At 65.4% G+C, this 14,465-nt stretch carries 9 protein-coding genes; 5 read left to right on the top strand and 4 right to left on the bottom strand.

Going from position 1 to position 14,465, the window contains the following annotated elements; all coding sequences use genetic code 11:
• Positions 1-32 precede the first annotated feature (32 nt).
• Entirely contained in the window at positions 33-998 is a 966-nt protein-coding gene (locus tag H9L13_RS04505; protein WP_187539396.1) for a hypothetical protein, read from the bottom strand.
• On the opposite strand from H9L13_RS04505, the gene H9L13_RS04500 reads away from it, so the two are divergent.
• From H9L13_RS04500 to H9L13_RS04490, 3 genes are read left to right on the top strand one after another with little or no spacing between them, the layout of a single operon-like run.
• The gene (locus H9L13_RS04500) at positions 982-1,209 is read left to right on the top strand and encodes a hypothetical protein (protein WP_187539394.1); all 228 of its coding nucleotides are present in this window, start codon (positions 982-984) and stop codon (positions 1,207-1,209) included. The two genes, H9L13_RS04505 and H9L13_RS04500, sit on opposite strands and share 17 nt — an antisense overlap.
• 17 nt (positions 1,210-1,226) lie before the next feature.
• Positions 1,227-1,997 (top strand): histidine phosphatase family protein, encoded by a 771-nt coding sequence (locus tag H9L13_RS04495; protein ID WP_187539392.1) that lies wholly within the window; start codon positions 1,227-1,229, stop codon positions 1,995-1,997.
• Positions 1,994-2,863 carry an NAD(P)H-hydrate dehydratase gene (locus tag H9L13_RS04490; RefSeq protein WP_187539390.1) on the top strand — a complete coding sequence of 290 codons (870 nt, stop codon included), beginning with the start codon at positions 1,994-1,996 and terminating at the stop codon, positions 2,861-2,863. The genes H9L13_RS04495 and H9L13_RS04490 overlap by 4 nt, the downstream gene beginning before the upstream one ends.
• On the opposite strand, the gene pyk is transcribed toward H9L13_RS04490, so the two are convergent.
• The 3 genes from pyk to H9L13_RS04475 all read right to left on the bottom strand — a co-directional run bounded on the left by pyk (position 2,849) and on the right by H9L13_RS04475 (position 5,617).
• The gene (pyk, locus tag H9L13_RS04485) at positions 2,849-4,324 is read right to left on the bottom strand and encodes a pyruvate kinase (RefSeq protein WP_235091182.1); all 1,476 of its coding nucleotides are present in this window, start codon (positions 4,322-4,324) and stop codon (positions 2,849-2,851) included. The two genes, H9L13_RS04490 and pyk, sit on opposite strands and share 15 nt — an antisense overlap.
• 46 nt (positions 4,325-4,370) lie before the next feature.
• Positions 4,371-5,270 (bottom strand): alpha/beta fold hydrolase, encoded by a 900-nt coding sequence (locus H9L13_RS04480; protein ID WP_187539388.1) that lies wholly within the window; start codon positions 5,268-5,270, stop codon positions 4,371-4,373.
• 191 nt (positions 5,271-5,461) lie between these two features.
• Entirely contained in the window at positions 5,462-5,617 is a 156-nt protein-coding gene (locus H9L13_RS04475; protein WP_187539386.1) for a hypothetical protein, read from the bottom strand.
• Between the two features lie 317 nt (positions 5,618-5,934).
• Between H9L13_RS04475 and rpoB the strand changes: the two genes are divergently transcribed.
• Both rpoB and rpoC read left to right on the top strand, forming a co-directional pair.
• On the top strand, positions 5,935-10,104 hold the full coding sequence (rpoB, locus tag H9L13_RS04470) for a DNA-directed RNA polymerase subunit beta (protein WP_187539385.1): 4,170 nt from the start codon (positions 5,935-5,937) through the stop codon (positions 10,102-10,104).
• Positions 10,105-10,156: 52 nt separating this feature from the next.
• A complete protein-coding gene (rpoC, locus tag H9L13_RS04465) occupies positions 10,157-14,449 on the top strand; it encodes a DNA-directed RNA polymerase subunit beta' (protein ID WP_187539383.1) in 4,293 nt (1,430 codons plus the stop codon).
• The last annotated feature ends 16 nt before the right edge of the window (positions 14,450-14,465 follow it).

Genomic DNA, 14,465 nt, shown 5'->3' with positions numbered 1-14,465 from the left:
GCTTGGGCGCGCGAATCGAGCCCTGGGCGCGGCTAGCCCCGCGACCGGGACGAAGGATGACGCGCCTCGAACCGCGCCCGGCTCTCGGGGCTGCCGGCGTTGATCACCGACCCGTTGCCGCCGCACGCCGCCTTGAGCGCGTCGAGACCAACATAGTCCTTGGCCTCGTTCGGTCCGGCCCAACTCATCATTTCGCCGATGCGCCCGAGCGGCTTGCCGCTGTGGCGGTCGATCAGCGCAAGATATCCTTGGCGGTCGAGCCCGATGCCCGTTTCGCGGTGGAACACCACGAGCGGCCCGTCGGCCTTGCCGAGCCGCAAGCAGCCGTCATGAAGGATGATCCGGCCCGAAAAGCCCGCTTCGAGCTGGATCACCGTCGCGCGCGATTCATAAGCGAACCCGCGAAGGAGGCCCGCAACGCGCGGGTCGACAGCCGGGATTGCCAACGAGCGGCTGAATTCGAGCGCAATTCCGTCGGGCGGCGTACCCCAGCCTTCGCGCGCCGCGATCGCGCGATATTCCTCGCGGTCGACGCTCATCATCATCTGCGCCGTGCCGGTGGTGCCGTCGACGCCGTAGCCGCCCATGATCCCGGCCTTGCCGAAGCGCTCCGCCCAGGGCTGGACCAACGCCTTGATTTCGGCATCGGTGAAGCGGCCCGGCGCTGCCCGGAAGCGCGGGTTGCGCGTGTGGCGGGCGAGCGTCGCGGCGGCGTCGCGCTTGAAGTAGAAAATATAGCCCCAGTCGGGCTGGTGGACCATGCGCACGCCCGTGTAATTGTCGCTTTCGTTCGCCGCCAGGCGCGCGCGCAGCCCCTCGAACTCGGCGCTGATCGCCTGCTGATCTGCCATGCGCTTTTTCGCTTCGGCGACGCTGATGCCGTTCTCGCGCGCGTACCAATGTTCCTGGCTGACGAAGTCGTTGCGCTGCGGGGCGACATCGCCGGTCGGGCTTGGCGGTGCCTCGAGGATCGTTGCGAACGTGCTCGTTCCGATCATCGATGCGCCCGTCGGCAAGACCGGGTGCGAAATCGTCACCGGCGGCGGTGGAGGCGGGATCGCGGAAGACGCCACCTCGCTTGTGCGCGTGGCGCAGGCGGCTACCAACGTCATTGCCGCAAGGCACAAGGGATATCGCAACATCGTCCTCCACCGACGCCGAACGCGCGCCGACGGAGAAAAAAGCGGCTTCGTGCTTTCCCTAGCCTGACTGAAAGGAGGGTCTGCATGCCCGTGCGTCAGAATTGGCCCGACCGCCTGTGGCTGGTGCGGCATGGGCAGAGCCAGGGCAATGTCGCGCGCGACGCCGCGCATGAAGCGGGCCTGAGCGTCATCGACCTCGACCTGCGCGATGTCGACGTGCCCCTGTCCGACCTTGGCCATGAACAGGCGCAAGCGACCGGGCGATGGTTCGCGGGGCTGCCCGAGGAGGAAAAGCCCGAGATCCTGCTCTCCTCGCCGTATATCCGTGCGCGCCAGACCGCCGAAGCGATCTGCAAGGCCGGCGGCTTGGCCGGCGGCGCGAAGCCGACGGTCATCGATGAGCGCCTGCGCGAGCGCGAGTTCGGCATTTTCGACGGCCTGACCACGGTCGGCATCCGCGAGAAATTCCCCGACGAGGCCGCGCACCGCACCAAGATGGGCAAATTCTATCACCGGCCGCCCGGCGGGGAGAGCTGGGCCGATGTCATCCTGCGCCTTCGTTCGGTGATGAACACGATTAACCTGCAATATGCCGACAAGCGGGTGCTCGTCGTCTGCCACCAGGTCGTTGTGCTGTGCTTCCGCTACATCCTCGATGAGCTGACTGAAGCGGACATCCTGGCCATCGATAAGCAGTCCGAGATCCTCAATTGCGGGATCGCCGCTTATGATTTCGAGCCCAACCATCTGTCGCTTTGCGTGCCCAAGCTGGTGCTGTGGAACCACGGCGCGCCGATGGAGCAGGAAGGGACGACCAAGACTGCCGAGCCCGAAGCGATGACAGGCACGCGGTGAGCGACATCCGCCCGCTCGACCGCGCCGCGCTCGACGCGCATCCGCTGCCGCCGGTGGTCGGGGGCGACAAGCATAGCAAGGGCCGCATCCTGATCCTCGCCGGCAGCCGCGACGTCCCCGGCGCCGCCTTGCTGGCGGCAAGGGCGGCAATGCGCGCCGGCGCGGGCACGCTCAAGGTCGCGACGGTCGAAAGCGTCGCGGCGCCGCTCGGCATCGCCATGCCCGAAGCGATGGTCATCGGCCTGACCGAGCATCGCGACGGCGGCTTCGCGGGCTCCGCCGTCGACGACATCGCCGCATTGGCCAAGGAGTCCGACGCGGTCGTCGCGGGCATGGGCGTCGAAGAAGGCGACGTATGCAAGCGCATCGCCGACGCCTTGCTCGAATCGCCCGCGCGCCTCGCCCTCGACGCGGCGCTCCTGCGCGCGCTCGAGCCCCTCGACCCGCCCGACAAGGCGCGTCCGACCCTTCCCGTGCTCCTGCCGCACGCCGGTGAAATGGCGGCGATGCTCGACTGCACGCCCGAGGAGGTCGAGCGCGACCCCGTCGGGAATGGGCGCGAGGCGGCGCAGCTCTACCGCGCGATCGTGCTGGTGAAAGGCGTCACGAGCCATGTCGTCACGCCCGAGGGAAAGGTGTGGCGTTATGCCGATGGCGCGGCCGGGCTTGGCGTGTCGGGCAGCGGCGACGTGCTTGCCGGGATCGCCGGCGGCCTGCTTGCACGCGGGACCGACCCGCTGAGCGCCTTGCTGTGGGCGGTCTGGCTGCATGGCGAAGCTGGTCGCGCGCTCAGCAAGAAGATCGGCCCGCTCGGCTTCCTCGCGCGCGAAATCGCGGACGAGGTGCCCGCCCTACTTCCCCGCTGAAGCGCGGTAGCGGTCGAGCTCGTCGCCGGTCAGCCGCACGACGTGAAGCACGTTCGTCGACCCGGCGGTGCCGAACGGCACGCCGGCCATCAGCACCAGCCGATCCCCGCCATCGGCAAGCTTGTGCCGCAGCGCCATGCGCTTGGCCTTCTCGACCATTTCCTCGAAGCTGCCGATGTCGCGGGTGTGGACGGCGTGCACGCCCCACAAAAGTCCCAGCCGACGCGCGGTCGACTGGCTCGGGCTCATCGCCAGCAGCGGCACTTTGGATCGTTCTCGCGCGATCCGCCGCGCAGTCGAGCCGGAGCTGGTGAAGCAGACCATCGTGCGCACATCGATCGTGTCGACGATCTGCCCGGCGCTTTCGGCCAAGGCGTCGGCAGTGGTGGGCTCGGCCGGGGTCGCGGTAAAGTGGACGCGCTCGGCATAAGCTGAATCGCCTTCGACCGAGCGCGCGATGCGGTCCATCATCTCGACCGCCTCGCACGGATATTGGCCCGCAGCGCTCTCGGCGGACAGCATTACGGCGTCGGCACCGTCATAAATGGCATTGGCGACGTCGCTGACCTCGGCCCGCGTCGGCGTGGGCGAGGTGATCATCGATTCCAGCATCTGCGTCGCGACGACCACCGGCTTGCCGAGTTCGCGGGCGCGGGCAACGATCCGCTTCTGCAGCGGCGGGACGCCTTCGGGCGGAAGCTCGACGCCAAGGTCGCCGCGCGCGACCATGACCGCGTCGGCCAGCGCCAGAATGTCTTCGAGCGCATCGATCGCGGCGGGCTTTTCGACCTTGACCATCAACGCCGCCCGGTCGCCGATCAGCGCGCGCGCTTCCGCCACATCGTCGGCGCGCTGGACGAAGGACAAGGCAATGTAATCGGCCTTCTGCTCTAGCGCGAAGGCAAGATCCTCCCGATCCTTCTTGGTCAGCGCGGGGATCGGCACCAATACATCGGGCACATTGACGCCCTTGCGGTCCGAAATCCGTCCGCCGACCTCGACCTCGGTGACGATCTCATTCTCGGCGCGGCTGACGACCTGAAGCCGCACCTTGCCGTCGTCGATCAGCACGCGCGTGCCCGGCTTGATCGCCTCGAACAGCTCGGGATGCGGCAGTTCGACCCGTGTGGCATCGCCCGGCGCCGGATTGCGATCGAGGGTGAAGCGCTGCCCTTTTTCAAGCATCGCCTCGCCGCCGTCGAGCGTGCCGACGCGTAGCTTGGGCCCCTGCAGGTCGAACAGGATCGTGGTCGGGCGCCGCAGTTCCTTCTCCAGCGCGCGAATGGAGTCGACCAGCTTCGCCTTTTGGCGCCGGTCGCCGTGGCTCATATTGATGCGAAAGGCATCGGCCCCGACCGCCATCAGCTTGCGGATCGTCTTCGGGTCGCTCGATGCGGGACCCAAAGTGGCCAGGATTTTTACCTTGCGCGAACGCGGAGGGAGGATCTCCGTCACCATCATCTTCCTTCGGCTAGCATGGGCTGCCTTAGCCGCTGGACGTGGCGGTTCAACCCGAAGCCGCGGCGCTCGTGCGTTCGATTTCGTCGGTCAGTGACCCCAGGAAGGCGTCGATGGCCGCGATCGCCTCGGGCTCGAACAACTCCGGCGCATGGCCGATCCCGCGCACCGTGGCGAAGGCCGCGTGCGGCGCCGCCGCCTGCATCTTGGCGAAGGTCTCCTCGCTCAGCAGCTGGCTGATCTCCCCACGGACAACCAGGAGCGGCTTTTGCGCCAGCGCCGAATAGAGCGGCCACATGTCGATCGTGGGCGTCGTCCCGCCATTCTTGAACGGAAGCGCGATCGCCTGATCGTAGTCGAACACGATCTCGCCATCGCGCTCGCGGCAGTTGCGCCGGGCCATCGCTTCCCAATCCGCTGGCCCGTAAGCCGGAAACGACAATCCCTGGCTGACCGACACCGCTTGCGCGGCCTCCTCCCAAGAGGCGAAGCGCCGATCTAGGCCGAGGTAGGTCTGGATGCGGTCGATCCCGACCTGGTCGATTTCGGGCCCGATGTCGTTGAGGATCGCCGCCGCGATGCGGTCGGGGGCAAGCGCCGCGACCGCCATCGTCACCAGCCCGCCGAGCGAGGTGCCGACGAAGATCGCCTGGCGCAGGCCAAGGTGGTCGAGCAGTTCGATCACGTCGCCGGCATAGGTCAGCGGGTTGTAGCGCGCCGAATCCGGGTCCCACTCGCTGTCGCCGCGCCCGCGAAACTCGAGCACGAGCACGCGATGCTTTGGCGAATAGCGCTCGGCCAGGTGGGCGAAGTCGCGCGCGTTGCGAGTCAGGCCATGCAGGCACAGCAAGGGCGGCAGGTCGTCGCTGCCGCCGGGATAGTCGCGGTAGTGCAGCCGAAGCCCGTCACGCACGGTGTAATATTCGTCGGCGAACCTGGCTTCGCTCATCCTTCAAACCCTTTGCGCGAGAGGCGACTGGCGGCGAGCCTTGGGGTGCTGGAGATGAGTTGTGCAAGATCAACTTGCAACGGGGATCGCCGGCGCAGCAAATTCGCGTGCGGCAATTTGCTAGCGACCAGCTCCGGGTAATGACCGCCGGGCAGCCCAATGCTGAAGTTTATGAGGGAGGATGGACCGGGTCAGCCGTTCGCGCTGGCCGAGCTGTCCGTCGCACCGCTCATCATCGCCGCGGCCGCGGGCGAGAGATCGGCGTCGAAGCGCTGCGGATCGGAATCGGGGTTGGCGAGGATGGCCATCATCACCATGGCCAGGGTCGTGAAGCTGAAGCGACGCATTTCAAAAACCTACTCGAATTCGAGGACTTGACCGGCAAACCCGCGGGGACGCGGCGCAGTTCCTCGATCCGGCGCTTTTCCCTCTTCACAAGCGCGGGAATCGCATTATATCGGCCCTATCCAACAAATAGACGGCTCCGCCGCACGGATTCGTGCGCCCCGGGGCTTTTCCCGTCCTCTCCGGGACAGGGCCCGAACAGCGCACGGGTCGTACGCATGGAGAGGATTGCCGGGATCAGCGCTCCACACCACGCCCGGCCCGGCCGGGAGCATTTGCGGGGCGCACCCTTGCGTCCCCGCGCAGCGCAGGGAAGCACATGGCCACCAAAGCGATCGACGCCCCTCACAAGTCCATTGGGGTCACGACCAAGCAGCGGCGTATCCGCAAGATCTTCGGCAACATCCACGAGATCAGCGACATGCCGAACCTCATCGAGGTTCAGCGTGAAAGCTATGAGCAGTTCCTTCGCTCCGATCCGTCGCGCGGCTATGTTTCCGGCCTTGAAAAGACGCTCCGGTCGGTTTTCCCGATCCAGGATTTCGCGGGCACCGCACACCTCGACTTCGACCATTATGAGCTCGAGCCGCCGAAGTACGACACCGACGAGTGCCGCCAGCGCGGGCTGACCTATGCCGCGCCGATGCGCGTCACGCTGCGCCTGACCACGTTCGAGATCGATCCCGAGACCGAGGCCAAGTCGGTCATCGATATCAAGGAGCAGGACGTGTACATGGGCGACATGCCGCTCATGACCATGAACGGCACCTTCATCATCAACGGCACCGAGCGCGTCATCGTCAGCCAGATGCACCGCTCGCCTGGCGTTTTGTTCGACCATGACCGCGGCAAGACCCACGCCAGCGGCAAGTATCTCTTCGCCGCGCGCGTCATCCCCTATCGCGGCAGCTGGCTCGATTTCGAATTCGACGCCAAGGACATCGTCAATGTCCGCATCGACCGCAAGCGCAAGCTGCCGGTCACGGCGCTGCTCCACGCGCTCGGCCTGACCAGCGAGGAGATCCTCAACCAATTCTATAACCGCGTGAGCTACGTGCGCGGCAAGAACGGCTGGCAGATCCCTTACGCCGCCGAGCAATGGCGCGGCATGAAGCCCAGCCACGAAGTGGTCGATGCCGACAGCGGTGAGATCGTCTTCAAGGCGGGCGAGAAGATCACGCCGCGCCGCGCCAACCAGGCGGCCAAGGACGGCTTGAAGAACCTCATCATCCCGACCGAGGAAATCTACGGCCGCTACAGCGCCTACGACCTCATCAATGAAAAGACCGGCGAGATCTACATCGAAGCCGGCGACGAAGTCAGCGAGGAGAATCTCGCCAAGCTCGACCAGGCGGGCGTCGACACGCTCGAGCTGCTCGACATCGACTTCGTCAACACGGGCCCGTGGATCCGCAACACGCTCAAGGCCGACAAGTCGGAAGACGGCGACAGCGCGCTGTCCGACATCTATCGCGTCATGCGCCCCGGCGAGCCGCCGACGCGCGAGACCGCCGACGCCTTGTTCTACGGCCTGTTCTTCGATCCCGAGCGCTACGACCTCAGCGCGGTCGGCCGCGTCAAGCTCAACATGCGCCTCGGCCTCGACGCTGAGGACACCGTCACCACGCTCCGCCGCGAGGACATCCTTGCGGTCGTGCAGGAGCTGGTGAACCTCAAGGACGGCAAGGGCGAGATCGACGACATCGACAACCTCGCCAACCGCCGCGTGCGTTCGGTCGGCGAACTGCTCGAGAACCAGTATCGCGTCGGCCTGCTGCGCATGGAGCGCGCGGTCAAGGAGCGCATGAGCAGCGTCGACGTGTCGACGGTCATGCCCAACGACCTCATCAACGCCAAGCCGGCGGTGGCCGCGGTGCGCGAATTCTTCGGCTCCTCGCAGCTGTCGCAGTTCATGGACCAGACCAACCCGCTGTCCGAAGTCACTCACAAGCGCCGCGTGTCGGCGCTTGGGCCGGGCGGCCTGACGCGTGAGCGCGCGGGCTTCGAGGTCCGCGACGTTCACCCGACGCACTACGGCCGCATCTGCCCGATCGAAACGCCGGAAGGCCCGAACATCGGCCTTATCAACTCGCTCGCCAGCTTCAGCCGGGTGAACAAGTACGGCTTCATCGAAACGCCGTACCGCAAGGTCATCGACGGCAAGGTGACGACCGACGTCATCTATCTGTCGGCAATGGAAGAAGCGAAGCACACGATCGCGCAGGCGAATGCCGAGCTCAACCCCGACGGCAGCTTCGCCGAGGAGATCATCTCTTCGCGGCGCGCCGGCGACTTCCTGATCGCCCCGCGCGAGCAGATCACCTTGATGGACGTCAGCCCCAAGCAGCTGGTGTCGGTTGCGGCGTCGCTCATTCCGTTCCTGGAGAACGACGACGCCAACCGCGCGCTCATGGGTTCGAACATGCAGCGCCAGGCGGTTCCGCTCCTGCAGGCCGACGCGCCGCTGGTCGGCACCGGCATGGAAGAGACGGTCGCGCGCGATTCGGGCGCGGCCATCGCGGCCCGCCGCTCGGGCATCGTCGACCAGGTCGACGCGACCCGCATCGTCGTCCGCGCCACGGGCGATCTTCGCGCCGGTGAATCGGGCGTCGACATCTACACGCTGATGAAGTTCCAGCGGTCGAACCAGAATACCTGCATCAACCAGCGCCCGCTGGTGAAGGTCGGGGATTCGGTCGAGGCCGGCGAAACCATCGCCGACGGCCCGTCGACCCAGTTCGGCGAGCTTGCGCTCGGCCGCAACGTGCTCGTCGCGTTCATGCCGTGGAACGGCTACAACTACGAGGATTCGATCCTCATCTCCGAGCGGATCGTGAAGGACGACGTCTTCACCTCGATCCACATCGAAGAGTTCGAGGTCATGGCCCGCGACACCAAGCTGGGGCCGGAAGACATCACCCGCGACATCCCCAACGTCGGCGAGGAAGCGCTTCGCAACCTCGACGAAGCGGGCATCGTCTACATCGGTGCCGAGGTCGAGCCGGGCGACATTCTGGTCGGCAAGATCACGCCCAAGGGCGAAAGCCCGATGACGCCGGAGGAAAAGCTCCTCCGCGCCATCTTCGGCGAAAAGGCGTCGGACGTCCGCGATACGTCGCTGCGCCTGCCGCCGGGCGTTGCCGGCACGGTCGTCGAAGTGCGCGTGTTCAACCGCCACGGCATCGACATCGATGACCGTACGCGCGCCATCCAGACCGAGGAAAAGGAGCGGCTCAAGAAGGACGCCGACGACGAACGCGGCATTCTCAACCGCGCCACCTTCTCGCGCCTCAAGGAAATGCTCCTAAAGCAGGTCGCAACCGCGGCGCCCAAGTCGATCAAGAAGGGCTCGACCATCGACGATGCCGCGCTCGAAGCGACCGACCGTCACGACTGGTGGAAGATCGCGGTCAAGGACGACAAGCGCCAGGCCGACATCGAAGCCCTGAAAGCGCAGTATGACGAGGCCGCCGCGGTGATCACCCGCCGCTTCGAAGACCGCGTCGAGAAGCTCGAACGCGGTGACGAACTGCCGCCGGGCGTGCTCAAGATGGTCAAGGTGTTCGTCGCCGTAAAGCGCAAGCTGCAGCCGGGCGACAAGATGGCCGGCCGTCACGGCAACAAGGGCGTGATCAGCCGCATCCTGCCGATCGAGGACATGCCGTTCCTTGAAGACGGGACGCATGCCGACATCGTGCTCAACCCGCTGGGCGTGCCGAGCCGCATGAACGTCGGGCAGATCTTCGAGACTCACCTGGGCTGGGCCGCGCGCGGCCTTGGCCAGCAGGTCCAGGAGATGCTGGAAGGCATGCACGAGCGCGGCAAGGACGTCACCGGCAAGGACGCCAAGGCGATCCGCGCCAAGCTCAAGGATATCTACGGCGACCATTACGCCAAGGAGATCGACGCGCGGGACGACGATGCGGTGATGGAGCTTGCCTCCAACCTGACCGGCGGTATCCCGATGGGCACCCCGGTGTTCGACGGTGCGCGCGAAGCCGACGTGTCGGCGATGCTCGAGAAGGCGGGTCTCGACTCGTCCGGGCAAGTGACCCTGTTCGACGGCCGCACTGGCGAGCCGTTCGATCGCAAGGTCACCGTGGGCTATATCTACATGCTGAAGCTGCACCACTTGGTGGACGACAAGATCCACGCGCGGTCGATTGGCCCCTACTCGCTCGTCACTCAGCAGCCGCTGGGCGGCAAGGCGCAGTTCGGCGGCCAGCGCTTCGGCGAAATGGAGGTCTGGGCGCTCCAGGCCTACGGCGCCGCCTACACGCTGCAGGAAATGCTGACGGTCAAATCGGACGACGTCATCGGCCGGACCAAGGTCTACGAAGCGATCGTCAAGGGCGACGACACGTTCGAGGCGGGCATTCCCGAGAGCTTCAACGTGCTCGTCAAGGAGATGCGCAGCCTGGGCCTCAGCGTCGAACTCGACAGCGTCGAGGATCCCGACGCGGAGCCGACCGCACTCGCCGCCGAATAACTGACCTACTCACCCAACCCCTCCCCTTCGCGGGAGGGGTCAGGAGCTAAAGATGAACGAACTGACCCCCTTCGCCAATCCGATCGCCAAGCCGGAAACCTTCGACGAAATCCGCATCGGCATCGCGTCGCCCGACAAGATCCGTTCCTGGTCGTTCGGCGAGATCAAGAAGCCCGAGACGATCAACTACCGCACGTTCAAGCCCGAGCGTGACGGCCTGTTCTGCGCGCGCATCTTCGGTCCGATCAAGGACTACGAATGCCTGTGCGGCAAGTACAAGCGGATGAAGTACAAGGGCATCGTCTGCGAAAAGTGCGGCGTTGAAGTGACCGTGTCCAAGGTCCGCCGCGAGCGCATGGGCCATATCGAATTGGCCGCGCCCGTCGCCCACATCTGGTTCCTGAAGAGCTTGCCGAGCCGCATCGGCCTGCTGCTCGACATGCAATTGAAGCAGCTGGAGCGCATCCTCTATTTCGAAAGCTATGTCGTCATCGAGCCGGGCCTGACCGCGCTTGAGAAGTACCAGCTGCTGACCGAGGACGAACTCCTGTCGGCGCAGGACGAATATGGCGAAGACGCCTTCTCCGCCGGCATCGGCGCCGAAGCGGTCAAGGTCATGCTCATGGACCTCGACCTCGAAGGCGAGCGCAAGGCACTGCTCGACGAGCTTGAGACCACCAAGTCGGAATTGAAGCCCAAGAAGATCATCAAGCGCCTGAAGGTCGTCGAAAGCTTCCTGGAATCGGGCAACCGTCCTGAGTGGATGATCATGGAAGTCGTTCCGGTCATTCCGCCGGAACTTCGCCCGCTCGTGCCGCTGGACGGCGGCCGCTTCGCGACGTCGGATCTCAACGATCTCTATCGCCGCGTGATCAACCGCAACAACCGTTTGAAGCGGCTGATGGAGCTGCGCGCGCCGGACATCATCGTCCGCAACGAAAAGCGCATGCTTCAGGAAGCCGTCGACGCCCTGTTCGACAACGGCCGCCGCGGCCGCACGATCACGGGGGCCAACAAGCGTCCGCTCAAGTCCTTGAGCGACATGCTTAAGGGCAAGCAGGGCCGCTTCCGCCAGAACCTCCTCGGCAAGCGCGTCGACTATTCGGGCCGTTCGGTTATCGTCACGGGCCCGGAGCTCAAGCTGCACCAGTGCGGCCTGCCGAAGAAGATGGCGCTCGAGCTGTTCAAGCCGTTCATCTACTCGCGCCTCGACGCCAAGGGTCTGTCGATGACCCTCAAGCAGGCCAAGAAGTGGGTCGAAAAGGAGCGCAAGGAAGTCTGGGACATCCTCGACGAAGTCATTCGCGAGCACCCTGTGCTTCTCAACCGCGCGCCGACGCTCCACCGCCTCGGCATCCAGGCGTTCGAGCCGGTGCTGATCGAAGGCAAGGCGATCCAGCTTCACCCGCTGGTTTGCGCCGCGTTCAACGCCGACTTCGACGGCGACCAGATGGCCGTGCACGTGCCGCTGAGCCTCGAGGCCCAGCTCGAAGCGCGCGTCCTGATGATGTCCACCAACAACATCCTGTCGCCCGCCAACGGCAAGCCGATCATCGTGCCGTCGCAGGACATGGTCCTGGGCCTCTATTACCTCTCCCTCGAGAAGGATAATGAGCCCGGCGAGAACATGATACTGTCGGACATGGCCGAGGTTCACCAGGCGCTCGCCGCCGGTGCGGTCACGCTGCACACCAAGATCGTCAGCCGCGTTCCGCAGACCGACGAGCAGGGCAAGACCTACATGAAGCGGTTCGAGACGACCGCGGGTCGCATGCTGCTCGGCGAAACCTTGCCGAAAAGCCACAAGGTGCCGTTCGAAACGGTCAACCGCGTGCTGACCAAGAAGGAGATCGGCGACGTTATCGACATCGTCTATCGCCACACGGGTCAGAAGGAGACCGTGCTGTTCGCCGACGCGATCATGCAGCTCGGCTTCCGCCACGCCTTCAAGGCCGGCATCTCCTTCGGCAAGGACGATATGGTCATCCCCGCCGCCAAGGAGGATCTGGTCGAGGATACGCGCAAGCTCGTGAAGGATTACGAGCAGCAGTATCAGGACGGCCTGATCACCCAGCAGGAAAAGTACAACAAGGTGATCGACGCCTGGTCGCGTTGCGGTGATCAGGTCGCGACCGCGATGATGAAGGAGATTTCGGCCCAGCCGAAGCTCGACAACGGGCGGCAGAAGGATCTCAACTCGATCTACATGATGGCCCACTCGGGCGCTCGTGGTTCGCAGGCACAGATCAAGCAGCTGGCCGGCATGCGCGGCCTGATGGCCAAGCCGTCGGGCGAGATCATCGAAACGCCGATCATCTCGAACTTCAAGGAAGGCCTGACCGTCCTTGAGTATTTCAACTCGACCCACGGCGCCCGCAAGGGTCTTGCCGACACTGCGCTCAAGACGGCGAACTCAGGTTACCTGACCCGCCGCCTGGTCGACGTGTCGCAGGACGCCGTGATCATCGAGGAGGATTGCGGCACCGACCGTGCGCTGGAAATGCGCGCGATCGTCCAGGGCGGCGCGGTCATCGCCTCGCTCGGCGAGCGCGTTCTTGGCCGCACCACGGCCGAGGACGTGGTCGATGCCAAGTCCGGCGACGTCATCATCCCCGAGGGCGCGTTGCTCGACGAAGCGATGGTCGCGCAGATCGAGGCGATCGGCCTGCAGGGCGTCAAGATCCGCTCGCCTTTGGTGTGCGCCTCGAAGCAGGGCGTGTGCGGCAAGTGCTACGGGCGTGACCTCGCGCGCGGCACCCCGGTCAACATCGGCGAAGCGGTCGGCGTCATTGCCGCCCAGTCGATCGGTGAGCCGGGCACGCAGCTGACGATGCGTACCTTCCACATTGGCGGCGCGGCGCAGCTCAACGAGCAGTCGAACCTTGAATCGCCGGTCGACGGCACGGTCGAGTTCCGCGACATGCCGGCGATCGTCGACCCGCGCGGACGGCATATCTCGCTGTCGCGCTCGGGCGAAATCGCGATCCTCGACATGGACGGCCGCGAACTCTCGACGCACCGCGTGCCCTACGGCGCGCATTTGCTGTGCGAAAGCGGGCATATCGTCAGCCGCGGCGACCGCATCGCCGAATGGGACCCCTCGTTCAGCCCGGTGATCACCGAAAAGGCCGGTACCGTGAAGTACCAGGACCTGATCGAGAATCGGACGATGACCGAGCAGCTCGACGAATCGACCGGCATCACGCAGCGCGTGGTGACCGACGATCTCGCCAAGTCGAAGAAGGAGTCGCTCCAGCCGCGTCTGACCCTGACCGGCAAGAAGAAGGGCGAAGACGGCGTCTATCGCCTTGCCCCCGGCGCGATCGTCGCGGTCGAGGACGGCCAGGCGGTCGAAGCCGGCGAAGTGCTTGCCCGTATGCCGCGCGAAGCGGCGCGGACGCGCGACATCACCGGCGGTCTGCCGCGCGTTGCCGAGCTGTTCGAAGCGCGCAAGCCGAAGGAAAATGCGATCATCGCCAAGGTCAGCGGCAAGGTCACCTTCCTGCGCGACTATAAGGCCAAGCGGAAGATCGCGATCGTGCCCGAGGATGGTTCGGATCCGGTCGAATATCTGGTGCCCAAGTCGAAGATGATCGAAGTCCAGGAAGGCGACTTCGTGAAGCGCGGCGACAACCTCGTCGGCGGGTCACCCGATCCGCACGACATCCTCGAGGTGCTGGGCGTCGAGGCGCTGGCCGAATATCTCGTGAGCGAGATCCAGGAGGTCTATCGACTGCAGGGCGTGAAGATCAACGACAAGCACATCGAGGTGATCGTTCGCCAGATGCTGCAAAAGGTCGAGATCACCGACGGCGGCGACACCACCCTGCTCAAGGAAGAGCAGGTCGACCGTGACGAGATGGACGAGGAAAATGCCAAGCTCGGCAAGGGCAAGAAGAAGGCCGAAGGCCGCCCGGTCTTGCTCGGCATCACCAAGGCGTCGCTGCAGACCCGCAGCTTCATCTCGGCCGCGTCGTTCCAGGAAACCACCCGCGTCCTCACCGAGGCGGCGGTCCAGGGCAAGCGCGACATCCTCCAGGGCCTCAAGGAGAATGTCATCGTCGGCCGCCTCATCCCGGCGGGTACCGGCGCGGGCATGAACCGCCTGCGCGTCACGGCAACCAGCCGCGATGCCGCGCTGCGGGCGCAGCAGCGCAAGCTGCAGGAGGCGCTGATCGCGCCGAACTCGGCCGCCGAGGAGCATGCCGCCGAGCTTGCGCAAAGCCCGCGCGACGCCAGCGCCTCGGGCCCCGATCCGCTGGCAGAGGTCGTGCCTTCCGGTCATGGCACCGACGCCGACGCCGGGGACTATCTGACGGACGCCGAGACCAACGCCGGCGAGTAAGCGACCGTCGAGCCGA

Origin of the sequence: Sphingomonas lutea (assembly GCF_014396785.1) — a bacterium.
Taxonomy (GTDB): domain Bacteria; phylum Pseudomonadota; class Alphaproteobacteria; order Sphingomonadales; family Sphingomonadaceae; genus Sphingomicrobium; species Sphingomicrobium luteum.
Note: the sequence above shows the minus strand (reverse complement) of the source record. Positions and strands in the feature narration are given on the sequence as shown.